Origin of the sequence: Streptomyces sp. KL116D (genome assembly GCF_030766975.1) — a bacterium.
GTDB lineage: Bacteria > Actinomycetota > Actinomycetes > Streptomycetales > Streptomycetaceae > Streptomyces > Streptomyces longispororuber_A.
The window spans coordinates 170,645-194,007 of sequence record NZ_JASERH010000095.1 but is presented as its reverse complement, the minus strand read 5'-3'; the positions used below and the strand labels follow the sequence as shown (position 1 = coordinate 194,007).

21 protein-coding genes are annotated in these 23,363 nt (G+C 71.9%); 10 read left to right on the top strand and 11 right to left on the bottom strand.

What is annotated here, in order from left to right; genetic code table 11:
• Nucleotides 1-70: 70 nt before the first annotated feature.
• Nucleotides 71-4,387: a discoidin domain-containing protein gene (locus tag RBJ77_RS38440; RefSeq protein WP_372349191.1), complete on the bottom strand. Its 4,317-nt coding sequence runs from the start codon at nucleotides 4,385-4,387 to the stop codon at nucleotides 71-73.
• A 114-nt stretch (nucleotides 4,388-4,501) separates the two neighbouring features.
• On the opposite strand from RBJ77_RS38440, the gene RBJ77_RS38435 reads away from it, so the two are divergent.
• Both RBJ77_RS38435 and RBJ77_RS38430 read left to right on the top strand, forming a co-directional pair.
• Complete coding sequence (locus tag RBJ77_RS38435) at nucleotides 4,502-5,299, top strand: alpha/beta fold hydrolase (RefSeq protein WP_372349190.1); 798 nt, start codon at nucleotides 4,502-4,504, stop codon at nucleotides 5,297-5,299.
• Nucleotides 5,300-5,453: 154 nt separating this feature from the next.
• Nucleotides 5,454-5,948: a cupin domain-containing protein gene (locus RBJ77_RS38430; protein WP_372349189.1), complete on the top strand. Its 495-nt coding sequence runs from the start codon at nucleotides 5,454-5,456 to the stop codon at nucleotides 5,946-5,948.
• 269 nt (nucleotides 5,949-6,217) lie between these two features.
• Here the strand turns inward: RBJ77_RS38430 and RBJ77_RS38425 are convergent, their stop codons facing one another.
• The 5 genes from RBJ77_RS38425 to RBJ77_RS38405 are packed head-to-tail and all read right to left on the bottom strand — an operon-like array spanning nucleotide 6,218 to nucleotide 12,300.
• Nucleotides 6,218-7,639, bottom strand: coding sequence for a cellulose binding domain-containing protein (locus RBJ77_RS38425; RefSeq protein WP_372349188.1), 1,422 nt, complete (start codon nucleotides 7,637-7,639; stop codon nucleotides 6,218-6,220).
• The gene (locus tag RBJ77_RS38420) at nucleotides 7,636-9,165 is read right to left on the bottom strand and encodes a beta-N-acetylhexosaminidase (protein WP_372349187.1); all 1,530 of its coding nucleotides are present in this window, start codon (nucleotides 9,163-9,165) and stop codon (nucleotides 7,636-7,638) included. Before RBJ77_RS38420 ends, RBJ77_RS38425 begins: the two co-directional genes overlap by 4 nt.
• Before the next feature lie 31 nt (nucleotides 9,166-9,196).
• Nucleotides 9,197-10,033: a carbohydrate ABC transporter permease gene (locus RBJ77_RS38415; RefSeq protein ID WP_372349186.1), complete on the bottom strand. Its 837-nt coding sequence runs from the start codon at nucleotides 10,031-10,033 to the stop codon at nucleotides 9,197-9,199.
• Nucleotides 10,030-10,998, bottom strand: a complete 969-nt coding sequence (locus tag RBJ77_RS38410) for a carbohydrate ABC transporter permease (protein WP_372349185.1) — start codon at nucleotides 10,996-10,998, stop codon at nucleotides 10,030-10,032. Before RBJ77_RS38410 ends, RBJ77_RS38415 begins: the two co-directional genes overlap by 4 nt.
• A 30-nt stretch (nucleotides 10,999-11,028) precedes the next feature.
• Nucleotides 11,029-12,300, bottom strand: a complete 1,272-nt coding sequence (locus RBJ77_RS38405) for an extracellular solute-binding protein (RefSeq protein WP_372349184.1) — start codon at nucleotides 12,298-12,300, stop codon at nucleotides 11,029-11,031.
• A 206-nt stretch (nucleotides 12,301-12,506) separates the two neighbouring features.
• Here RBJ77_RS38405 and RBJ77_RS38400 point away from each other — a divergent pair, with 206 nt between their 5' ends.
• Entirely contained in the window at nucleotides 12,507-13,355 is an 849-nt protein-coding gene (locus RBJ77_RS38400; RefSeq protein ID WP_372349183.1) for a GntR family transcriptional regulator, read from the top strand.
• Nucleotides 13,356-13,411: 56 nt separating this feature from the next.
• Nucleotides 13,412-13,852: an OsmC family protein gene (locus RBJ77_RS38395; RefSeq protein ID WP_372349182.1), complete on the top strand. Its 441-nt coding sequence runs from the start codon at nucleotides 13,412-13,414 to the stop codon at nucleotides 13,850-13,852.
• A gap of 105 nt (nucleotides 13,853-13,957) precedes the next feature.
• Here RBJ77_RS38395 and RBJ77_RS38390 read toward each other — a convergent pair whose 3' ends face one another.
• Nucleotides 13,958-15,685: a chitinase gene (locus RBJ77_RS38390; protein ID WP_372349181.1), complete on the bottom strand. Its 1,728-nt coding sequence runs from the start codon at nucleotides 15,683-15,685 to the stop codon at nucleotides 13,958-13,960.
• 170 nt (nucleotides 15,686-15,855) lie between these two features.
• Between RBJ77_RS38390 and RBJ77_RS38385 the strand changes: the two genes are divergently transcribed.
• Nucleotides 15,856-16,152, top strand: a complete 297-nt coding sequence (locus RBJ77_RS38385; RefSeq protein WP_372349180.1) for a DUF1905 domain-containing protein — start codon at nucleotides 15,856-15,858, stop codon at nucleotides 16,150-16,152.
• Nucleotides 16,153-16,155: 3 nt separating this feature from the next.
• Here RBJ77_RS38385 and RBJ77_RS38380 read toward each other — a convergent pair whose 3' ends face one another.
• Nucleotides 16,156-16,656, bottom strand: coding sequence for a DinB family protein (locus RBJ77_RS38380; RefSeq protein WP_372349179.1), 501 nt, complete (start codon nucleotides 16,654-16,656; stop codon nucleotides 16,156-16,158).
• Nucleotides 16,657-16,902: 246 nt separating this feature from the next.
• Between RBJ77_RS38380 and RBJ77_RS38375 the strand changes: the two genes are divergently transcribed.
• The 4 genes from RBJ77_RS38375 (at nucleotide 16,903) to RBJ77_RS38360 (ending at nucleotide 18,740) form a co-directional block, all read left to right on the top strand.
• Nucleotides 16,903-17,358 carry a hypothetical protein gene (locus RBJ77_RS38375; RefSeq protein ID WP_372349281.1) on the top strand — a complete coding sequence of 152 codons (456 nt, stop codon included), beginning with the start codon at nucleotides 16,903-16,905 and terminating at the stop codon, nucleotides 17,356-17,358.
• 86 nt (nucleotides 17,359-17,444) lie between these two features.
• Nucleotides 17,445-17,804 carry a hypothetical protein gene (locus tag RBJ77_RS38370; protein ID WP_372349178.1) on the top strand — a complete coding sequence of 120 codons (360 nt, stop codon included), beginning with the start codon at nucleotides 17,445-17,447 and terminating at the stop codon, nucleotides 17,802-17,804.
• Nucleotides 17,805-17,811: 7 nt separating this feature from the next.
• On the top strand, nucleotides 17,812-18,330 hold the full coding sequence (locus tag RBJ77_RS38365; RefSeq protein WP_372349177.1) for a hypothetical protein: 519 nt from the start codon (nucleotides 17,812-17,814) through the stop codon (nucleotides 18,328-18,330).
• A 41-nt stretch (nucleotides 18,331-18,371) separates the two neighbouring features.
• On the top strand, nucleotides 18,372-18,740 hold the full coding sequence (locus tag RBJ77_RS38360) for a peptidase inhibitor family I36 protein (RefSeq protein WP_372349176.1): 369 nt from the start codon (nucleotides 18,372-18,374) through the stop codon (nucleotides 18,738-18,740).
• Between the two features lie 23 nt (nucleotides 18,741-18,763).
• Here RBJ77_RS38360 and RBJ77_RS38355 read toward each other — a convergent pair whose 3' ends face one another.
• Nucleotides 18,764-19,996 carry a GNAT family N-acetyltransferase gene (locus RBJ77_RS38355; RefSeq protein ID WP_372349175.1) on the bottom strand — a complete coding sequence of 411 codons (1,233 nt, stop codon included), beginning with the start codon at nucleotides 19,994-19,996 and terminating at the stop codon, nucleotides 18,764-18,766.
• Nucleotides 19,997-20,238: 242 nt separating this feature from the next.
• Entirely contained in the window at nucleotides 20,239-20,817 is a 579-nt protein-coding gene (locus tag RBJ77_RS38350) for a sigma-70 family RNA polymerase sigma factor (protein ID WP_372349174.1), read from the bottom strand.
• A gap of 179 nt (nucleotides 20,818-20,996) precedes the next feature.
• Between RBJ77_RS38350 and RBJ77_RS38345 the strand changes: the two genes are divergently transcribed.
• Nucleotides 20,997-21,965 (top strand): MerR family transcriptional regulator, encoded by a 969-nt coding sequence (locus RBJ77_RS38345; RefSeq protein WP_372349173.1) that lies wholly within the window; start codon nucleotides 20,997-20,999, stop codon nucleotides 21,963-21,965.
• 24 nt (nucleotides 21,966-21,989) lie between these two features.
• On the opposite strand, the gene RBJ77_RS38340 is transcribed toward RBJ77_RS38345, so the two are convergent.
• Nucleotides 21,990-23,357 carry a deoxyribodipyrimidine photo-lyase gene (locus RBJ77_RS38340; protein WP_372349172.1) on the bottom strand — a complete coding sequence of 456 codons (1,368 nt, stop codon included), beginning with the start codon at nucleotides 23,355-23,357 and terminating at the stop codon, nucleotides 21,990-21,992.
• Nucleotides 23,358-23,363: the final 6 nt, after the last annotated feature.

Sequence of the window (23,363 nt, the reverse complement as noted above, 5' to 3'; positions counted from 1 at the left end):
GGATGGGAGTCCCGTTAGCGCGTGCCGCAACAGTAACAGGCGAGGGGTCGGTAATGGAACCAGGGACCCTTTAGGGGTTGAGGTTGATCTTGAAGGTGGACGTCGTGTTGCGCACGTCCACCGCGTTGTCGCCCAGCTTCAGGTTGTGGAAGGTGACCTCACCGACCGCCGGGCCCTGGCCCGACTCCGGCATCTCGTTCGCCCAGACCCCGAAGCCGGACTTCGCGTCGTACGCGTCGCCGCTCTTGTGCGCACCGGTGATCGTGACGTCCGTCAGGATCGTGTCCTTGATCGGGAACTGGGGCTGACCTCCTACGTAGTTGGTCTGGAACATGATCCCGCTGTACGTCGGGTCGACGATGTCGACGTCGTCGACGCGGATCCCCTGGAACACCTTCGACGCCGAGAACATCCAGATGCCCGGGAACGTCTGCCCGTTCCAGAAGTGGCCGCCCGAGCGGACGATCGACGTGTTCTCCAGCGTGGTCGGCTCCGTGCCGAAGCCGTTCATCGGATACCCGAAGTCGAGGGAGCTGATGGTGACCCCGGAGTAGACGAGCGTGTCCGCGATCAGGATGTTGCGGAACGTGTTGTCGTACCCGCCGTAGACCGCGATCCCGGCCGCCCGCCACGTCAGCAGCGACGTCAGGTTCTCGTACACGTTGTTCTTCTCGTCCGCGCCGCCCGCGTCGATCGCCGAGAACAGCGCGAAGCTGTCGTCGCCGGTCGCCCGCGACTCGTTGTTGACGACGTGGTTGTCCGTCGAGCCGTTCGTCATGTTGACGCCGTCGGCGAACGTGTCCCGGATCCGGGAGTTCTTGATGGTGACGTTGTCGGTGTTCGCACCCCAGTACAGGCAGACCGTGTGCTCGTTCCACACGTCGTCGATCGTCATGTTCGCGACGTTGGAGAAGTCGAACACCTTGCCCGGGCCGTCGATCCGTGACGTGTAGTTCCCGAAGAAGGAGAAGTGCGCGAACGTCGACCCGTTCGCACTGGCCTCCGCCCGGAAGCCCGCGTCCGTGTTCTCCTGCGACGACGGCGTGTGGAACCGGGTGAACCACGGACCGGCGCCGACCACCTTCACCGCCTTCCCGTACACCTGGAACTTGTTCGACGTCTCGTAGTCACCGGCCGGCAGGTACACGCCGACGAGCTTGCCCGTCGTGTCCATCCGCACCTTGTCCAGCGCGTCCTGCACGGCCTGGTGCGAGAACCCGGCCGGGACGGCGTACGCCGCCGGGTCCGGGTTGGGCAGCGCGGTGGCCTCCTCCAGGTTCACGAAGTCGATCGCGTACGTGGAGTCGTTCGCGGCGTCCTTCTGCAGCCGCACCTTGCTGCCCTGTGGCACGGTCGTGCCCAGCAGCAGATTCGCCTCGTCGTAGATGTGGCGCGGCGCGCCCGCGCTCGGGGAGTTCCCCGGACCGGTCTCCGAGCCGTACAGCCAGGCGTACTTCGACGTCAGGTCGATGGCCTTGAGGAACTTCCCGTCGACGTAGACGTTGAGCGTCGAGTTCCTGCCCCCGCCGCCCGCCGCGTCCGGCATCGAGAAGCGCGTGACGAGCGTGTTCGTCGGCGCCTTGGTGGTGAACTCGACGTAGCTGCCGGTGGATTCGAGCGTCACGGCCTTGCGGCCCGACGCCTCGCCCGCGAGATCACCGACGGTGCGGTTCGGGCCGACGACCTTCGCGCCGCCGCCGACCGTGCCGTCCTCCGCCTCGTACATGTCGTACGGCATGCTCGCGCCGCGTCCGACGAACAGCGGCTGCGACGACGTGTTGTTGGCGCGCTTGACCGGCAGCTCGTTGCCGTCGTCGGCGATCACGGTCTTCACCGTGAACTTGCCCTTGCCCGCCGTCCACGTGCCCAGTTTGACCGGCGCCGTGGTGTCACCGGCCGCGATCGCCCCGTCGTACGAGCCGGTGAGCGTCTTCACGACCGTGCCGCCGGAGTCGGCGACGGTGAGCGTGATGCCGTGGCCGCCGCCCGAACTCGCCTGGTTGCCCTGGTTCTTGAGCGCGACCGAGAAGGAGACCTGGTCTCCCTCGGCCGGTGCGCTCGGCGACCAGGACACCGGGGACGCGACCAGGTCGGCGCTCGTGACCGGCTTGACGACGAGACCCGCCGGGCTGGTGTAGGTGTTGTTGGCCTCGTCGCGCTCGACGACCAGACCGCTCGGGTCGACGACCGCCCCGACCTGGTACGTGCCCGCCTCGTGTGCCCCGATGTCCGCGCTGACGGTCGCCGTGGCGCCCGCCGCGAGCGCGCCCACGGAACCCGAGCCGACCTTCTGCGCACCGAGGGTGAAGTCCAGATCGGTCGCGTCGGCCGCCTCCGTGCCCGCGTTGCGCACGGTCGCCGACAGTGTGATCCGGTCCGACTCGACCGGCGCGTCGGGCTTCGACGTGATGCCCGTGACCTGGAGGTCCGGGTTCGGCGCCGGCTCGCCCAGCACCTGGAACTCGGCCAACTGCCCAGCCGGGGCTCCCGAGTTGGCGGTGACGACGAGACGGACGTCCGCGACGCGTGCCGTCACCGGCACGGTCACCTTGTTCCCGCTCGCCGGGTCGAAGGCGTACTCCTTCGCCGCGACCAGCGTCGTGAAGCCCGACGCCTTCTGCTCGCGGCCCTGCACCTCGATCTTCTGGGTGCGGGCCGACCACGCGGCGTCCGGGTTCAGCTTCAGGACGAGCGAGGAGACGTCCGCGTTCGCGCCCAGCTTCACGGTCAGGGTGTTCGGGTAGCTGCCCGCGCCACCCTCCCAGTAGGTGCTGGTGTCGTCGTCCACCGCGTTCGCCGCGACGTACGTGAAGACCGAGGACGACGCGGTGGCCGGCTTGCCCGCCGCGAGGTTCGCCGACTCCGTCGTCGAGCCGTTGCGGGTCACCGAGTTGCTGCTCGACGACTGGTTGCCCGCCGCGTCCTTCGCGCGCACGGTGTACGTCACCGTCGCCGACGCGGGCTGGGTGTCGGTGTACGAAGTGACGTCCCCGGCCACGGACTTGAGCAGGGTGCCGTTGGCGTAGACGTCGTACGCGGTGACCTTCACGTTGTCGGTCGACGCCTGCCAGGTCAGCTTGACCTGGCCCTTGGTCGCCTCCGTGAAGGCGAGGCTCCCGGGAACCGTCGGCGCCTGCGTGTCGCCCGAATCGCCCTTGCGGGTCACCGTGTTGCTGTTGGCCGACTGGTTCCCGGCCGCGTCCTTGGCGCGCACGTAGTACGTGAGCGTCGCCGAGGCGGGCTGGGTGTCGGTGTAGGTGAGGGTGTCGCCGTCGACCGACGCGCGCAGCTGTCCGTCGGCGTACACGTCGTAGCCGGTGACCTTGACGTTGTCGGTCGCAGCCTGCCAGGTCAGCTTGATCTGACCGGTCGCGGGCTCGATGTAGGCGAGACCGCCGGGTGCGGACGGGGCCTCGGTGTCGCCGGACGTCGGGCCGTACACCTCCAACTCGCCGAGCTGGCCCGCCTTCTGCACGCTGTTCGCGGTCACGAGGACCCGCACGTACCGGGTCGTCACCGTGTCGAACGACAGCGTCTGCGCCTGCTGCCCCGAGGCGCTGAACTCGTACGCCTTGGACGCGGCCAGGTCCGTGAAGTCCGTGCCGTTCGTGCTGCCGCGCAGCGTGAGCGTCTGCGTCCTGGTCTCCCAGCCGGAGGGCAGCCGCAGGACCACCCGGTTCACCCGCACCGACGCGCCCAGGTCGACCTGGACCCACTGCGGCAGTGCGTCGTTCCTGCTCTCCCAGTAGCTCGCGGGATCGCCGTCACCGGCGTTCGCCGCCGCGTACGTCTGCGTCGTGGAGCTCGCCGTGAACGCCTTGCCGCGGGCCAGGTTCACCGACGACTCGGCGGCGCCGTGCACCTCCAGCTCCGCCAACTGGGCAGCCTGCCAGCCCGTGTTGGCGCTCACCACGACCCGCACGAAACGGGTCTGCGCCGCCGCGAACGACACGGTCACCGTATTGCCCGAGCCGGGCGAGAAGGCGTAGGACGCCGACGACTTGAGCGTGTCGAACGAGGTGCCGTCGGCGCTGCCCTGCACCGAAAGGGTCTGGCTGCGGCTCTCCCACGAGCCGGGGAGCCGCAGCACCACCTCGTCCACGCGGGCCGCCCCGCCCAGGTCGACCTGCACCCACTGCGGCAGGTCGGAGCCCGAACTCTCCCAGTACGACGAGGCGTTGCCGTCGGTGACGTTCGCCGCCCCGTACCCGTCCTTCGCGCTGCTCGCCTTCGCGGTCGCGCCCGCGGCGAGGTTCGGTCCGCCCGCGGCCCGCGCGCCCCCGACGCCGGGCAGGCCGAGGAACGCGAGGGCGAGCGCCAGCAGAACGACCGAGAGTCCGCGCCACCCGCCTCTCGCCCCGGCTCTGTGCACGCACTGTCCCACCATGTTCTCTCCTCATGGAGTCGTCTTCTTGCGTTCAGTTGTTGGAGAATTGCAGAGCGGTGTTGGGGAGTCCACCGTTTGAGCAGAGGTAGTTGCGATGGGGGAGAATCGGCGACCATGGTCCACGCACAGGCGGCCGACGGCGCCGCGCTCCACTACCAACTCCGCGGCAGCGGCGCCCCGTTGCTGCTCCTGGCCGGTCAGTCCAACAGCCACCGCTGGTGGGACCCGGTGCGGGAGCGTTTCGAAGCGGCCTTCACCACCGTCGTCATGGACTGGCGCGGCACCGGCGCGAGCGACGCCCCGGACACGGACACCTACAGCACCGAGAACTTCGCCCGCGACGCCGTCGCCGTCCTCGACCACGCCGGGATCGACCGCGCCCACGTCTACGGCACCTCGATGGGCGGCCGCGTCGCCCAGTGGCTCGCCGCCGACCACGCCGCGCGCGTCGACCGCCTCGTCCTCGGCTGCACCTCGCCCGGCGCCCCGCACGGCATCGAGCGCGGCCCCGACGTCCGCAGGGCCCTCGCCGACCCGGACCCGAAGGTCTCCCGCGCCGCGCTCCTCGACCTGATGTACACACCCGCGTACGTCGCCGCGCACCCCGGCCCGTTCGCCACCCTCGGCGACCCGGCGATGCCCGCGCACGCCCGCCGCCGCCACCTGCGCGCCAGCGCCCGCCACGACGCCTGGGACGCGCTGCCCCGCATCACCGCCCCGACCCTCGTCGTGCACGGCACCGACGACGCGTTCAACCCCACCGCGAACGCCCCGCTCCTCACCGCCCGCATCCCGGCCGCCCGCACCCTCCTCATCCCCAACGGCCGCCACGCCTACTTCGAGGAGTTCGCCGACGAGGCCACGCCCCCGGTCCTCGACTTCCTGAACGCACGGACGGAGCCGTCCGGGTGAGCTAGACCACCGACCTGCCGGGTCGTCGCCGCCGCCGCACTCGCCGCGGGCGCGACGGCCATGGCGGTCGGCTGCCTGGGCCTCGCCAGGCTGCTGCGCGTCGCCGGACTCCGTAGGCTGCCGTTCGGCTGAACCCGACGGAGGAACCAGAACGATGCCCGCTGCCCGTATCACCTTTGCCGATGTCCTGGCCGCCGCCGCCCCGGACGCGACCGGAGCCCTGTGGCGCCTGGAGGGCGCTGCCCGCCAGCTCGACTCCAACGTCATCCGGCTGCGGCCGGGCGCCCGCGGTGACGCGTACGTGGAGAGCGACCTCGACGTCCTGCTCGTCGTCGTCGAGGGGCACGGCACGCTCCACCGGGCCGGAACCGACGAGGAGTTGGCCCCGGGCACCCTCCTCTTCGTGCCGCGCGGCGAACGGCGCGCGGTCAGTGCCGGCGAGGACGGCCTGGTGTACGTGACCGCGCACCGCCGACGGCCCGGCATGACCATCCGGCGGGCCGAGAACGCCGTGCGGGCGGAGGGCGGGGAGGCGCCCTGTCTGCTGCCCCGGGTCTGCGCGGAGTGCGGCCGGGCCGCCGATGACCCCTCCGCGCTGTTCTGCGGACGGTGTGGAGAGCGCTTGCCGGAGACAGAGATCCGGCCTTAGTTGCGTCGAACGGATCACGCCAGACGGCCGTTTCCGCTCCCCGGCCGTGGCCTGGCGCAAGGGTCTTGACGCTTCCCTTCCGTCACATTTCGCCACTGATTCAACACACAAGGTTACCGAAACGTGCGGGTGCGGGATGAAGTCCCGGTCGCCGCACGGCAGACTCCGGGGCACGGCGGCCGACCACTCCCAGTCGACCGCCCGGGGAGGGAAGCACCACCGGGGAGCCTGCGCGTGTGGGGCGCGCGGGCTCCCCTCCTGCCGGCGGATCAGGACGACGGCACGGTGTCCTCGAAGGCGGTGCCCGCCGACCGGTAGGCGGTCACCTTCGCCGCCACCTGCGCCGGGGTGAGCACCTGGTCCTTGACGTGCAGGACGTAGTCGACCTGCTGGTCATAGGCGCGCGGTGTGGTGCTCGTGAGGCCCGCCAGGTCGATCAGCCACTGGTTGAAGTTGATCGACATCGGCCGCTCGGGGAGGTACGCGGCGTCGTGCGTGCCGAACAGCTGGCCGTCGACGTAGTAGCGGATCGAGCTGTTGTCGATGGTGAGCACCAGGTCGTGCCAGCCCGCGTAGCTCTGCCGGCTCTCGGTGTGCTGGTTGACGGCCTGCCACGGGTCCGGGTTGTAGGTCTCCCAGGACGTCGTGTACAGGATGTTCGAGGGCTCGCCCCAGCCGCCGTTGGGCAGGTACTCGAAGTCGTACTCGGCGTAGTCGTCGGCCATCGGCGCCTTGAGGTCGTTGATGGTGAAGAACGTCTGCACGAGGTGGTCGCCGTCGGGGCCGCTCTTCGGCGCGTCCGCGAACTTCACGCGCGCCGCGTACGTCCCGTTCCTGAACTTGGTCGCCTTGGTGAGGACCTCGGTCTGCTTCGTGCTCTCGCCGGTGCCGGCCGTCGACGTCTCCAGGTTCATCACGGAGTTGCCGGACACGGTCGGGAAGGTCACGTTCTGCGGCGCCCACGTCGCGCCCGGCACCCCGGGTCCGCCGGAGTTCGACCGGACGCTCCAGCCGTTGGCCGCGATCTTCGGGTCGTTGTACGAGGTGTAGTCGAAGTCGTCGAAGAGCGTCGCTCCGTCGGCGGGCGGGTCGGTCGGGTCCGTGGGATCGGTGGGGTCGGTCGGGTCGTTGCCCTCGGGCGCCGTGCCCCAGACCGTGGCGCCGTCGAGCTGCGCGGTCACCTTCGACCAGTTCGCGTACGCCGTCTGCGTCGCGCTGAACGAGTAGTCGTCGGCCTGGTTCAGCGACTGCCAGTCGGCCCGGTAGAAGCGCAGTTGCAGATCGCCGGAGTCGGCGCCCGCCGCGAGCGATCCCGCGCCGGACGTGAAGCCGATCTCCAGGTAGCGGTCGGCGGTGGCGGTCGGGTGGGCGAGCGTCCCGAACGTGCCCGTGACGTTGGCGCAGCCCTTCACCGCCCACGAGCAGGCGAAACGGTAACTCGGGTTGCCCGCATCGGACTTGAAGTAGTAGCGGACCTTGACGCCGCTGAGCGGCACGCTCGCCGTGCCGGTGTTGCGCACCTTCAGCCAGGGCTCCGCCTGGTCGCTGCCGGTGCTGCCCGTGTGGTACTCGACGGCCAGGTCACCGGCGGCCGCGGCGGCGCTCGACGGCACGCCGACGAGACCCGCGCAGGCGAGTGCCGCCGCGGCGACGGCACACGTCGTGGACCTGGTCAGGATCGTCCTTCTCATGGCAGTTCCTTTCCGGAACAGTGGGGGATGGGGGCGTACGGGTCGAGCGGCCCGTGCCGCACGCCGAGCGCGGCGAGGCGCGCGGCGTGCGCGTCGAGCCGGTCACGGAAGTGCGGCCAGGACGGTGAGCCGTGCCAGGCGCGGTCGGCGAGTGCGCACAGGCGCGGGAAGACCATGTGGTCGACGTGCTCGGGCGTGCTGACGTACTCGGTCCACAAGTGGGCCTGCGCGCCGAGGAGTTCACCGGTCGTGCCGGTGGCGGTGGGCGGTTCGTGCTCGTGCACCGCGCGCAGGTCGACCAGGACGCCGGGCTGCGCCAGCGGTTCGTCGGGGGCGGGGGACTGCGGATAGTCGAGGTACGCCGACCGGTGCTGGCAGCTGATCACGGAGTGGCCCCGCTTCAGGGCCAGGCGGGTGTGCTCGGGCTCGCGCCACGTCATCAGCGTGAAGTCGGCGGGCAGTCCGTCGCCCGTCTCCGCCCACGCCACGGGGGTCCGGCCGCGCTCGACGAGGTGCGCGCCGATCCGGCCCAGGAACCAGTCCCGCAGCGCGTCGGTGTCCGGGAGCCCTTCGGCGGCGGCCCGCTCCCGGGCGGCCGGGCTCGCCGCCCACTCCGTGGTGGGGCACTCGTCGCCGCCGATGTGCACGTACGGCGCGGGGAAGACGTCCATCACCTCGTCGAGGACGGTCCGGCAGAAGTCGAGCACCGGTTCGTGCACCCCGAGCACGGTGTCGCACACGCCCCAGCGCGGCCACACGTCGAGCCGCCGCCCCGGCACGGTGCCGAGCTCCGGGTAGGCGGCGATCGCCGCCCGTACGTGCCCCGGCATCTCGATCTCCGGCACGACGGTGACGCCGCGCGCGGCCGCGTACGCGACGAGACCGGTCAACTCCTCGCGGGTGTACGCCCCTTGGTGCGGGAACGGCTCGGCGCGCCGGCCGCCGACCTCCGTCAGGAGCGGATACGCGGCCACCGGCATCCGCCAGCCCTGGTCGTCGGTGAGGTGCAGGTGCAGCACGTTCAGCTTGTGCAGGGCGAGCAGGTCGACGTACCGGCGCAGGAGGCCGACCGGCTGGAAGTGCCGTGCCACGTCGAGCATGAACCCGCGCCAGCCGTGCCGGGGCACGTCACTGATCTCGACGCACGGCAGCCGCCACGGGACGTCCGCCTGCGGGGTGCTCGACAGGGCTTCGACGGGCAGGAGCTGACGGATCGTCTGGATGCCGCGGAGCAGCCCTGTCAGGTGCGCGGCGCGCAGCAGCACCGCGTCGGGGCCGACCGTCAGGCCGTAGCCCTCCTCGCCCAGACCGCCGAGGCCCGGATCGAGCGCGAGCACGAAGGGACCGTCGGAGGCGGGGGACAGGGGCAGCCCGGTGGCCGGGGCCAGCAGGGTGCGGAGCAGATCGGCGGCGGGCCCGGCGCCCGGGGACACCCGGACGGTGGTGTGCGCGTCCAGGGTGAAGTGGCCCGGGCGGTGGGCGAGGTGGGTGGGCAGGGGGACCAGCGAGGGCCGGTGTGCGGGCACGGTGGATCTCCAGTATTCCGGGGGAGCGGGCTCAGCCCTTGACGGCGCCGGCCGCGAACCCCGACGTCACGTGCCGCTGCAGCAGCAGGAAGACGACCAGGGCGGGCAGGGCGAACAGCGTGGAGGCGGCCATCGTGGCGCCCCAGTCGGTGCCGAACGTGTTGTGGAACGAGGACAGCCACACCGGCAGCGTGCGGTGGTCCTGTTCCTTGATGATCAGGAAGTTGGCGTAGGCGAACTCGTTCCACGCCGTGATGTAGCCGAACAGCGACGTCGCCATCAGCCCCGGCGCGAGCAGCGGGAACGCCACGTGCCGGAACGCCCCGAGCCGGGTGCACCCGTCGACCTGCGCCGACTCCTCCAGCTCGGCCGGGATCGTCGCGATGAACCCGCGCAGCACGACGATCGTGAACGGCAGCGTCATCATGAAGTAGACGAGGGTCAGCGTCGGCAGCCGGTCGAGCATGCCGGTGTCCCGCGAGATGATGTACACCGGGATGATCAGCGACTCCCACGGCGCCATCTGCGCGACGAACACCATCAGCATGAACTGCCGCCGCCCGCGCCAGCGCATCCGTGCCACCGCGAAGGAGGCGCCGAGCGCGACCAGCAGGGCGAGCGCCACGGCGCCCAGCGTGACCAGCACGCTGTTGCGCCAGAACAGCCCGAAGCCGTCCGCGTCGATCGCCCGCCGGAAGTGGTCCAGCGTCCAGCTCTGCGGCAGCAGTTGGGGGTTTTCCGACTGGATGTCCCGGGACGGCTTGAAGGCCGTCGCGACCATCCAGTACACGGGGAAGAGGCAGAGGACCACCGTCACCGTGGCGGCGGCGTTCAGCGGGAGGCGGCGCAGGGCGGCCGGTGGCGTCACAGCTCGTTCTCCTGTCGGAACATCTGCCGGAAGTAGGCGACGAGCACCCCGGACATCAGCAGCACCGTCACCATCGACGCGGCCGCGCCCAGGTCGTAGCGCTGTCCCGCGAGCGCCGTCTGCACGGCGTACACCGGCAGGATCGTCGTCGCGTCGCCGGGGCCGCCCCTGGTCATCACCCAGATCTGCACGAACGCCTTGAAGGTCCAGATCACTTCGAGGGAGAGCACCAGCATGAAGATCGGCCGCACGATCGGCAGGGTGACCGAGCGGAAGATCCGCGGCCCGGACGCCCCGTCGATCCGGGCCGCCTCGTACAGTTCGGCCGGCACGGTCGTCAGCGCCGAGTACAGGGTGATCGCCGCGAACGGCACCGACTGCCACACCACCAGGGCCACCAGGATGGTGAAGGCCGCCGGGCCGTGCGCCAGCCACGGATACCCGTCGAACGACGAGAAGCCGAGGCCGGTCAGGGCGTGGTTGACGATCCCGAACTCGGAGTGGAACAGCCACTGGAAGACGGTGGTCGCCGCGACCACCGGCATCGCCCAGGTCAGGACGAGCGCGCTGAGCACCGCCGTGCGGCCGAACCGGCCGAGCCGCTCCACCATCAGCGCCACCAGCGTCGACAGGACCATGATCAGGGCGACGTTGACGGCCATGAACAGGAACGTGCGGCGCACCACCGTCCAGAACCGCGGATCGGAGAGCAGGGTCGTGTAGTTGTCGAAGCCGGTGAAGTGCGCGTCGCCGAGGATGAGTTGGCGCAGACCGAAGTCCTGGAAGGAGATCAGGACGGCCCGGGCCAGCGGATAGACGAGCAGGTAGAGCATGCCGAGGACGGCGGGCGCGACGAGCAGGTAGGGCCAGGCGCCCGACATCGTGGGGCGGCGGTGCGGACCCGGTGGGCGCCGGGGCGGCCGGGTGAGGGCGGGGGGCGTGGTCCGCTCGCGGACGACCGGCACGGCGCACACTCCTTTCGGGGAAGCGGGTGGTCAGGAACCGGAGGTCATCGCGGAGGTGATGGCGTCGGACGCCTTCGCCGCCTCGCGCGCCGGATCGCCGCCGGCCAGCACCGCCGTCATGTAGTCCTTGATCGGGTTCTTCGCCTCGACGGCCGCCCAGCCCGGCGTGTTCGGCGTCGCGTGTCCGACGGCCGCGCCGACCGCCATCGCCGAGGCGCCCGGATCCTTCGCCACGGCGTCGGCCAGCGTCGTCCGGTTCGGGACGTAGCTCATCGCGACGGCGAGCTTGCGCTGCCAGGCGTCGCCGGTGAGTTCCTTGACGAAGGCGTACGCGGCGTCGTGGTGCTGCGAGACGGCGGGGATCACCAGGTCGGAGCCGCCGGTGAACACCGCGCCCGGGGTGTCGGCCGTTTTGCCCGGGATCGGGAAGAAGCCCAGCTTGCCCTTGAGTTCGGGGTTGTTCTGGGCGACGACCGCGGCGCCGCCGGGCACGCTGACGACCTGCGCGACCTGCCCCTTGGCCATCACCTCGGCCTGCGGCGGCTGCGCCTCGTCGGAGTCCTTGGGTCCCTTGCCGAGGGCCTGGAGCTTCTCGTAGAAGGCCATGGCGCGCAGTGCCTCGGGCGTGTCCAGGGCGCCCTTCCACGTGCCGCCGGTCTCGGTGGCCAGGTCGCCGCCCTCGTCCCAGACGAAGCCGGAGAGCGTGTACCAGTTCTGGCCCGGCAGATAGATGCCCTGCTGCTTCCCCTTGTTGAGCTTGCGGGTCGCCGCGATCCACTGGTCGCGGGTCTTGATGGCGGTCGCGTCGATGCCGGCCTTCTCGAAGAGGTCGGTGCGGTAGACGACGACGCGGTTCGCCGCGTAGTACGGGATGCCGTACTGCTTCCCCTCGTAGGCGCCGGGCTCGGCGAGGCCCTTGAGCCAGTCCTTGCCGCCGAGGTCGTCGACCTTGTCGGTCAGGTCCTGGAGGCCGCCGCTCTGGGCGAACTGGGCGACCTGGGTGTTGCCGGTCTCGATGACGTCGGGGGCGTCGTTGCTGGCGAGGGCGGCCGTGACCTTCTCGCCGATGCCGTCCCACTCCTGGATCTGGATCCGCGCGTCGATGTCCGGATGGGCGGCCTCGAACCCCTTCTCGAAGTCCTTCTGGAAGGCGGCCGACACGCTGTCGCGCATCAGCCACACGTCGATGCGGGTCCGGCCGCCGTCCCCGGACCCACCGTCGGCGGAGTCGGACGAACTGCAGGCACTGAGCCCGGCCACCGCGACGAGCGCGGACAGACCGGCGAGCAAGCGGAGCTTCACGGTTCACCTCTGGGAGCCGGACCTGACCAGTTGGCAACTGGTCAGGTGACCTCTGGTGGTGGAGAAAGGTGGCATAGACCAATGGACGCGTCAACCCCTGCGGAACTCACGGCAGTTGATGGCCCCTGCCGCTGGTCAGTTGTCGATCTCCGCAGCGCCGTGGTCAACTGGTCAGGCGACTGGTCGTACGGCACGAGGGGGCGGGAGTGAACGCGGACGCGGGCAGGGAGGCGCCGGGGGCGGTGCTCAAGCGGGAGCGGGTGCGCGACCACATCCTGGAACTCATCGAGTCGCAGCGCCCCGGCGACCCGATCCCCTCCGAGCGCACGCTCTGCGCCCGCCTCGGCGTCTCGCGCCCCACGCTGCGCGCGGCCGTCGACGAACTCGTTGTCGCGGGCCTTCTCGTCCGCGAACACGGGCGCGGCACGTTCGTCGCCCCGGAGAAGATCACCCAGGAACTGGTCCCCGACGAGCAGGGTCTGGCGGTGCCGCAGGCCGCCGGCGCCTGGTCGAGCCGGCTGCTGGAGTTCACCACCGTCCAGGCCGGCGCCCGCGTCGGCCGCAAGCTGCGACTCTCCCCCGCGGCGAAGATCGTCTACGTGGCCCGGCTGCGGCTCGTCGACGGGGCGCCGATGGCGATCGAGCACCTGCACATCCGCGCCGACCTCGTGCCTGGCCTCAGCGCCCAGGAGCTGGAGAGCGGTGACCTGTACGAGCATCTGCGCGCCCACCACGACGTTCACGTCCGCGAAGCCGTCCAGGCGATCGAGCCGACCGTCGTGACCCGCGCCGAGGCCGATCTGCTCGACGTCCCCGAGCTGTCCCCGGCCCTCCTCTTCGAGCGGCTCACCTCGGACACCGAGGGCCGGCCCGTCGAGTACGTGCACTCGCTGTACCGCGGCGACCGCTACCGCATCGTCTCCAGGCTGACCCTGGGCCCCGCCGCGACCGCCGTCGCCCCGCTGCCCGGCCACCACCCCGGCATCCCGCCGGGCGACTTCGCGCACGGCGACACCGTCGCCTCCTCCACCCGGGGCGACATCCAGGCTCCCTGACCACGCCCGGCGCCCGCCTGCGCGCCGCCGTGCCCGCCGCTGGTTACCGTTCCGCCATGGCCGACTACCGCATCGAAACCGTCCGCAACGGCGACCGCGACTGGACCGCGCGCAACGACCGGGGCGCCGAGGTCCGCATCGCCCCCGCCGACTCCCCGGCGGCCCAGCCCTCGTTCACCCCCGTGGAGCTCCTCCTCGCCGCGCTCGGCGGCTGCGGCGGACTCGTCGTCGACCGCACCGCGCGCACCGTCCCGCACGACGACCTGCGGATCGTCGTGGAGTCCCGGTCGCGGCCCGAGGACGACGGGCGGGTCGGCGTCGTCCGCGTCTCCTACGAGATCGCCCTGCCTGAGGGCGACACCGACGCCGCGGAGGCGCTGGAGCGCGGCATCCGGCTGACCCACGAGAAGTACTGCACGGTGAGCCGCACCGTCGAGCACGGAGCCCGGGTCGAGGCGACGGGACCCGACGGCACCGTGCTCTTCATGGGCGGCTGACACGACGCGCCTCATGGGCGGCTGACACGACGCGCCTCATGGGCGGCTGACGCGACGGAGCCGGTGGCTGCCGCCACCGGCTCCGTCAGGGACCGTCCGCACCCGCTACGGCAGCGCGTGCACCTTCGGACCGACCGCGTTCGACCAGGCGTTGCCCGCCGTCGCGTCCCAGTTCGTCGACCAGGTCATCGCGCCCCGCAGGCCCGGGTAGGTCTTCGCGGGCTTGAACGAACCGCAGCCGGTGCCGCGGGCCAGGCAGTCGAGCGCGTTGTTCACGACCGACGGGTCCACGTAGCCGCTGCCCGCGCCACGGGTCGACGCGGGGACGCCGATGCCGACCTGCGACGGGTCGAGGCCGCCCTCCAGCTGGATGCAGGCGAGCGCCGTGAGGAAGTCGACGGAGCCCTGACTGTAGACCTTGCCGTCGCAGCCCAGCATCGAACCGCTGTTGTAGTACTGCATGTTGACAACGGTGAGGATGTCCTTCACGTTCAGCGCGGTCTTGAAGTACTCGCCGGACGTGGACTGCATGTCGATGGTCTGCGGCGCCATGGTGAGGACCAGCTTCGAGCCGGCCTTCGCCGACAGTGCGCGCAGGGCCTTCGTCATGTAGGTGGAGTTGAGGCCGTTCTCCAGGTCGATGTCGACGCCGTCGAAGCCGTACTCCTGCATCAGCGCGTACGCGCTGTTCGCGAACGCCGTCGCGGACGCGTCGCTGTTGACGGAGATGCTGCCCTTCTCACCGCCGACCGAGAGGATCACCGACTTGCCCGCCGTGTGCTTCGCGGCGATGTCCGCCTTGAAGTCGGCGGCGGAGGCGTAGCCGACGGCCGGGTCCAGGTTGAAGGTGATCTGGCCGGGCGTGGTCGTCGCGTCGGCGAACGACACCGCGATGATGTCGTACTGCGCCGGGACGTCCCGCAGCTTCTGCACGGTGGCGCCGTTGTTGAAGTTCTGCCAGTAGCCGGTCAGGGCGTGCTTGGGCACGGTGCCGCCACCGCCGCCCCCGCCGGACACGGCCGTCCGCGCGGACACCGCCGTCGACTTCGCGGACTCGCCGGCCGCGTTGGTGGCGCTGACCTGGAAGCTGTACGAGGTGTCGGCGGCGAGCCCGGAGACCGTCGCCGACGCGCCCGTGGCCGAGGCCACCTTCGCGCCGTCCCGGTAGACGTTGTAGCCCGTCGCGCCGGAGACCGGGCTCCACGACAGGTCCACGGACGACGACGTGGCCGTGCCCGCGGCGAGCCCGGTCGGCACGGCCGGTATCTGCACCGGGTCGCTGCCGCCGCCCCCGTCGGGGCCGTAGACGTTCACGTCGTCCACGTAGTAGGCGCTCTGGCCGTACCAGCCGTGCGTGTAGACCGTGACCGACGTGGTGTTCGCGCCGGTGGTGAAGCTGGTGGTGAGCTGCTGCCAGGAGGAGCTGCCCGGCGACCACGTGGAGACGTCGGTGGTGCCGGTGCCGCTCGCGCCGAGGTAGGCGTAGCCGCCCTGCACCCAACTGCTGAGGGTGTACGTCGAGTTGGGCTTGACCGCGACGGTCTGGGTGCACTTGGCGTTGTCCTGGCCCGCGGGCGTGCCCTTGAGCGCCTTGGCACCGCCGTGCACGGGGGAGGAGACGACCGAGCCGCTGCCCGCGGTGCAGGTCCAGTTGCTCAGGTCGGCCTCGAAGCCGGCGTTCTTCGCGACGTTGACGTCCGCGGCCTGCGCGGGAGCGGCCAGCGCGGTGACGCTCAGCGCGGCGGCCGAGACGACGGCGAGCGCGCCGCCGAGCCACCGCCGGGGGACGGGTCCGCGGGATCTGCCGGATCTGCCATGACGTGCACGGTCCACGAGGTGCCTCCGGGGGAGAGGTGAGGGGCGGATGCGTACGACGGTGGCCACCGGTGCGCTTTGCTGTGCGCCAAAGCTGGTCCAGACCAATCGAGTTGTCAAGACCTCTGGAGGCACGAGGTGCGATGAGTTCCGGGGTCCCGCAGGGTCATAGGGACGAGGAGGTCGCGATGACAACGGACGAGAACGCGGGAACGGCGCTGAACGTGGAGTTCAGCGCCGTCCTGGAGAAGAGCCCGAACCCGGGCGGATGGACCTACGTGGTGTGGCCGGAGGCGGCCGCGTTCTTCGGCACCCGCGGACTGGTGAAGGTCGGCGGCACCGTCGACGGGCAGCCCTTCCGCAGCTCCTTCATGGCCCTGGGCGACGGCCGGCACAAGCTGCCCGTGAAGGCCGACGTGCGGCGGGCGATCGGGAAGGAAGCGGGCGACCGCGTCACGGTCCGCCTGGCGGAGCGGCTGTCCTGACGCTCAGAGCAGCCCGCGCGCGTACGCCGCCTGCCCCACGTGCTGGAGGTCGTCCGACAGGACGCTCACCAGCCGGACGCCGAGCGTGACCGGCGGGTCCCAGCCCTCGTCGACGACGCGGTCGAGACCGGTGTCCCCGAGGCCGCCGAGGTACCCGAGGGTCTGCTCGTGCACGGCGTCGTAGTACCCGGTCAGCAGCTCGCCCGAGGCCACCCGCACCTGGCCGACCTGCTTGGGCGTGTGGCCGTACCCGGTGTCCGTCTCCGAGAGGGGCAGGTCGAACCGGCCTGCCCAGCCTCCCGCGAGCCACACCTGCTCCAGTCCGGCGGCGTCGGCGACGTGGTCGTCCTGGACCCGGGTGAGGTGCCAGATCAGCCAGGCGATGGAATTCGCCGTGTCGTCGGGCCGCGCGTGGAGATCTTCTACGGAAAGCCCGTCGACGACGGCGTGCACCTCTTCCTGAATACGGTTGTATCCCTCGATGAGAACCTCGTGTGAGCGCATGAGGTGCAGTTTCGTCGACGCAGTGGATTTCGGCCAACGGAGCCGCCGAATATGCCAGGAGACTGGCGTGAAAAGCATGGTGACACTGTGTACGAAGTGCCGATACTCATCGTGTGGGACGGTTGAACATTGTTCGATGCCAACGCGTCTGAGAGCAATTCCCTTGATCGTCCCAGCCGTTGTGGTGGATCACCGGTCAATTGTCGGCCGGGTGATCTTCAAAGGCGCCAGGCAATGGGGGAGATCGTGCACGACGAATTCCTGTGCCATGTCACCGCGTACGGAATCTGCGGCGGACAGCGCGTAGGGGTCCCGCTCGGCAGTTATCGCGCTCCGACCCTGCCGCTCGCCCTGTGGTGGCTGCGCGACCGCGCCACCTGGATCGCCGAACGGCTCGACCCGCGCCCCGAACTGCCCCACTTACCCGAGGGCGCCCTCATGCCCGTCTCCGACGACACCCCCGACGTCCCCACCCTGCTGCGCGCCTGGTGCGCCGACGCCGCCCGGCAGGAACTCGTCGCCGAGGAGCTCGCGGGCGGCCGACTGGTCCGCATCGCCACCCGCGACGACACCACCGAGTACGAACTCCTCGCCGAGTCCGTGGACGCCCTGCGCATGGCCCGCACCGTCCAGCGCGCTGCCGCACCACGCCGCGGCCCCGGTCTCCGTATGACAGTCATGAGTAGTAACCGACACGGGTGAACCGCTGGCCGCGCGGCGCTTACCTGCGCAAACGCTAGGGGAGTGTGGTCACGCACAGTGATCACCACGACCTCGGGGCCATCTGAATGAAGCGATTGTCCGCCACCCTCCTCACCCTCGCCGCCGCCGCGGCGGCGCTGGCGCCCGGCGCCACCACGGCCCAGGCCGCGTCCGGTCCCGGCCAGGTCTGCTTCTGGACCGAACCCGGCATGCACGGCCAGGCCTGGTGCTACGCGCCGCCCGGGTACGCCGAGGCGGAGAACGGCACACAGCGTCACGCCTACTCCTTCGAGTCCCGCGCCGGACAGAGCGTGTACGCCATCAGCTACACCGTCTCCAACTGCCTCTACCGGGAGATCAGGCCCGGCGACTACTCCGACAACTGGGAGTGGGCGCAGAAACTCGACGGCGTCGCCGACAACACCCTGGGCTGCGAGCCGGGCTGACCCGGCCGTGCACCGTCGACCACGACCGTGGGCCCTCGTCCTCGTCGCCGGCCTGCTCCTGCTCGCCGGCTGCGCACGACAGCCCGCGCGACCGGCCCTCTCGCCCGACGACACCATCAGGGCCGCCCAGCAAAGGCTCACCGACCGCTGTCTCACCCGCCAGGGCCTCACCCCGCCCCGGCCGGGCCGGCCCGCGGCGAGCCCGGCGCAGGAACAGCGGATCGCCGCCGCTCTGTTCGGCCGGCCGCCGGCCGAACTGACCCTGACCCTCGCGAACGGAGTCCCCGTCAGCGCCCACACCGACGGCTGCCTGGCCGCGGCCCAGCGCACCCTCTACGGCGACGAGAAGCGCTGGTTCCGCGCCTCGACCGTCGTCAACAACCTCAAGCCCGAAGCGGCCTACCGCAAGAGCAGCCTCGCCTCCGTGCGGGCGCGACACCGGACCGAGCTCACCGACTGGCGCCGGCTGCGCGCCCACGCCCTGGACGCGTCCCGGCGCGTGCTGGCCACCACCGACCACCGCTGACACCACGTCACCCGACGTACCCACCAAGGAGAAGCACGACCATGAAGCACCCCTTCGCCCTGCTCGCCGCCGCCGTCCTCGCCCTCGGCGGCGCCGCCGTCACCACCACCGCGTACGCCGCCCAGTGCCCCAGCGGCGACTTCTGCGCCTGGACCGACGCCAACTACTCCGGCATGCGCTGGAACTGGTCGGGCGACGACCACGACTGGGAGGACGGCATCCAGGACGAGGACTCCTCCTGGGCCAACCACGGCATCACCGGCCCCGGCATCAAGGACCACGTCCAGGTCTACGAGAACCCGGGCCTGATCGGGCTCGGCACGGTCTGTCTCGCCCCCGGACAGGAGATCCCGTCCGACGGCTGGGGCAACGACAGCGGCGACTCCCACACCTGGCAGATGGGCTGCTGAACTCCCGTGGCGGCGACGGGCGTTCAGAACGCGTCGACCGTATGAGGCAGTAGCTCCGTGTGCAGCGCGGCGTCGAGCATCGACGCCGCGCCCGGCGTGTGCTCGGCGGCGAGCCCGGCCCGTACCAGCGCACGCACCGGCGTGGCCCCCATGTAGGCCGACGCCAGGTCCCGTGCCTCCAGGGACAGGTCGGGCGCGTCCTCCGTCGCCGCGTACGAGAAGCCGTCCGGCGACGCGATCAGCCGGTAGGAGCCCGCGTTCGCCGGGAGCCGCTCGTCGTGCACCGCGAGCACCACGTCCACCGGCGCCGCCCACGTGCGGGCCGCGAACGCCGCCCGGACGTCCACGAGACGCACCCACAGCGACGGGAACGACGCCGTCACCCGCACCTGGTCCCGGTCCGCCGCGAACAGCAGCAGCGGATCGTCCAGCGGGCGGCCCCAGGCCCGCACCCGGCCCGTCAGATCGATCGCCGTGAGATAGCTCCACAGGGTGGCCGCCACCTCCGCGGACTCCGCCTCCAGATCGTCGACCCGCACCAGACCGGGCGTGTGCGCGTCGTCGTCGCCCGGCTTCGTCCGGTAGATCGCGTACCCGGCGACCGGATCGCCCAGGGCGACCACCCGGGGCGGCGACAGCTCGTCGTCCTCCTCGTCCTTCTCGACCAGCCACTCCTCGCGCCACCACGCCTCCGTGCGCGCCTGCCGGCCCGCGCGGCGGGCGCGCGTCGCCTCGAAGAAGGGGGCGAGGGCGGCGGGCGCGGCCCCGGGGTCGACCAGCCGCAGCGGGCGCGGGTCGGGCGCCACGCGCAGCGCCAGCGCGCGCCGCGAGTCGATCTCCACGGTCGTGCCGTACGTCGCGGGGCCGAAGCCGAACCGGCCGTAGATCGACGCCTCCGACGCCCAGAGCGCGACCAGCGGCGCACCCTGCTCCGCGCACCGCGCGTACAGCTCGCCGATCAGCGAGGAGAGCACGCCGCGTCTGCGGTGCGTGGGCGCCACGGACACGAACGTCAGTCCTGGGCAGGGGAGTTCACCGCCGCCCGGCACCGAGAGCGAGAAGGGCAGGGCCGCCGCGAAGCCGACCAGCTCGTCCCCGTCGTAGGCGCCGATCCGCAGACAGCGGGACAGCAGCTCCTGCTGGTGCCTGCGCTGATCGCTCTCGGGCGATTCGTGGAAGACGAGATGGGCGAGCCGCAGGGCGCGCTGGATCTCGGACTCGGGGACGGTACGGATCTGGACGGAACGGGCGCTCATGATCATGAACCCTAGCCCGGCCGCGGCGCCTGCGCCCTCGCGGCCGCTGCGGGAGGCGCCGTGCCCGGCGCCACCCGCAGCCTTCCGCCCCAGCGGCGCCGACTCCGCTGTGGGCGTCAGGCGGCAGGGTCCGGGCCGTCCTGCCGTCCGTGCGGCACCGAGCTCGCGCGAGACTCACCCGAACCTTCGGGTGCGCGGTGCCGCACGGATGCAGCCGGGCGGAGATTCTTCCGCCCGGCGTCTCAGCGCTGCGGGGAGTGGTCCCGCAGCCGGTGGTTCAGCCGCTGCATCCCGCGCCGCGCGTGGCTCTTGACGGTGCCCAGCGGGAGACCGGTGCGCTCGGCGATCTGCGGCTGCGTCAGGTCCTCGTAGAACGCCAGCCGCAGGACGGTGCGCTGCGGCACCGGCAACCGGGCCAGCTCCTGGGACACCAGGACCCGGTCGACCACCGCGTCGGCGTCCTCGCAGGGGGCGAAGGGCCGGGTCGCCGCCCGGTCCAGGAGCGCCGCCCGGCGGGTCCGCGCGGCCAGCGCGTCCGCCACGCGGCGCCGGGTGATCCCCGACAGCCACGCCGCGGTGGAGCCGAGCTCCGGCCGGTAACCGGCCCTGCCCCGCCAGGCGGCGAGGAACACCTGCTGCGTGACGTCCTCCGCCTCCGCGCTGTCGCCGAGCCCGCGCCGGGCCAGGACCCTGACCAGCGGGGCCCACCGCCGGTAGACCTCCGCGACGCAGGCCGCGTCGCCACGGGCCATGCCCTGGGCCAGGACCGCTTCGGACGCCTCGCGCGCACCGATGTCGCGCGACCGTACCGCTCTGCTCATCGCTGACTCGTCAACTCCTCTGCGCCTGCCCGTACTCGGCCGTCACACCCGATCAGCCTGCAGGAACGCACCGATCGGAACCGGGCGGACCCGGTAGGTCCCCGGTGCGGAGCGGTCATCCTGGAAACACCCGGTGCCGGACCGCGACTCGCATCGTTTGTGCGTCGTATCGTGGGCCGATGGACGAGCTCCCAGTCGGTACGGAACAGGGCACGGGCATCACCACCGGTGGTCTCGCGCGGCGGATCGGAGTGTCACCGACGACCTTGCGCACGTGGGATCGTCGCTACGGTCTCGGACCGGCCGACCGTTCCCAGGGCCACCACCGGCGGTGGACCGCGCAGGACGTCGCCGTGGTCGAGGAGATGTGCCGGCTCACCGCCGCGGGCCTCGCCCCGGCGGAGGCGGCCCAGCTCGCCCGCAAGCACCTCGAGGGCGCCCCGCCGGTCGTCGTGCCGGCGCCGCGGGCCGAGCCCGACCCGCCCCCGACGGCGGCCGCGCTCGAACGGGAGCACCGGGGGATCTCCCGCGCCGCCACCCGCCTCGACTCACCGGCCGTGCAGACCCTGCTCACGGAGGCCGTGGACCGGCACGGGCTCGTCGCCGCCTGGCAGGACGTGATGGTGCCGGTGCTGCACGCGGTGGGCCGCAAGTGGGAGGAGGCCGGCGACCGGTACGTCGAGGTCGAGCACCTGCTGTCCTGGCACGTCTCGCGGACCCTGCACCGGGCGACCCCGGCCGAACCGGCCGCGCCGCTGCCACCGGTCGTCCTGGCCTGCGTCCCCGCCGAGCAGCACTGCCTCCCTCTGGACGCCCTCGGTGCGGGCCTCGCCGAACTCGGCGTGCCCCAGCGGATGTTCGGGGCCGCCGTGCCCGTCGAGGCCGTGGCCGCCGCCGTGCGCAGGACGGGGCCGCGCGTCGTCGTGCTGTGGGCGCAGGCCCGGTCGACCGCGAGCCTGCCGCTGGCCCGGCACCTCGCCGACACCCGCTGGGGCGTGCGCGGCGCCCGCGGCAAACCGGCCGTGATGCTCGGCGGGCCCGGCTGGGCGGGGCGCATCGCCGGGGGCACGCTGCGCCCGGCGACGCTGCCGGACGCCCTCGCCCGGATCCGGCGGCTCTACCCGGAGCTCGCCGCCGCCCGCCCCTGACCGCCCGTCGGCCGGCCGGCCCGCTCAGTCCAGCCCCCGTGCCGCCCGGAACCGGGCGAGCCCGTCCGCGAGCTCGACGACCGGGTCCGGATAGTCGTACGCGGCCCGGTCGAGGCCGGTCAGCTTCCACGGTTCGTGCACCGCGGCGCCCGACAGGTCGGCGAGTTCCGGCACCCAGCGGCGCACGTACGCCCCGTCGGGGTCGTACCGCTTGCCCTGGGTGACGGGGTTGAGGACCCGGTTGGGCCGGCTGTCCGTGCCGGTGCCCGCCATCCACTGCCAGTTGAGCTGGTTGTTCGCCACGTCCCCGTCCACCAGGAGTGCCAGGAAGTGCCGCGCTCCCACCCGCCAGTCCACGTACAGCGTCTTGGTGAGGAAACTCGCCGCGAGCAGCCGGCCGCGGTTGTGCATCCAGCCCTCGTGCCGCAGCTGCCGCATCGCCGCGTCGACCACCGGGATTCCCGTACGGCCCTCCTGCCACGCCTCGACGTCCTGGCGGGCGGCCGCCGCCGAGCGCCAGCGGTCGCCCTGGGTGCGGTAGTCGTCGTGCGCGGCGGCCGGCCGCGCGGCCAGCACCTGGTGGTGGAAGTCGCGCCAGGCGAGCTGCCGCACGAACGCCTCGGCGCCCGGCCCGCCGACCTTCGCGGCCCGGTGCACCGCCTCGACCGGGCCGATCGTGCCGAAGTGGAGATCCGGCGAGAGCCGTGAGGTGACGTCGCCGGCCAGGTCGTCGTGCCCGTCCTCGTACCCGGCGATCCCGGACCGCAGCCAGGCCGTGAGCCGGGCGCGGCCCGCCTGCTCGCCGCCCTGGGCCAGCCCCGGCGAAGTGCCGGCCGGGCGCTTCGGCAGCGATTCCGAGCCGATGCCGTCCGGGACGGTGATCGCGCGCGGCGCGCGGACGACGTCGCGCAGCGGCTGGGCCGACCAGTGCCGGTGGTACGGGGTGAACACCGCGTAGTGGTCCCGGCCCGCCGGGGTGAGCGCACCGGGCGGCACACAGGTCACCACCGCGTCGTGCACGACCAGGTCGCAGCCGCCGTCGCACAGCGCGTCGCGCAGCCGGTCCTCGCGGCGCTGGGCGTACGCGCTCACCCCGCCCGCCACGTGCACCGCGTCCGCGCCCGACTCGGCCACCACCTTGGCCACCTCGTCGGCCACGTCACCCGACCGCACCACGAGACGCCCGCCGCGCTCCCGCAGCGCCGCGTCCAGATCGCTCAGACAGTCCGCGAGGAACGCCTCCCGGTTCGGCGCCGGGAAGCCGGTGGACGTGATCCCCGCGTCCCGGACGAACAGCGGCACGACCGCGTCGGCGGCGTCGAGGGCGGCCCGCAGCGGCGGATGGTCGTGCACGCGCAGATCGGAGGTGAACAGGACGACTCGGACACGCACGGCGCC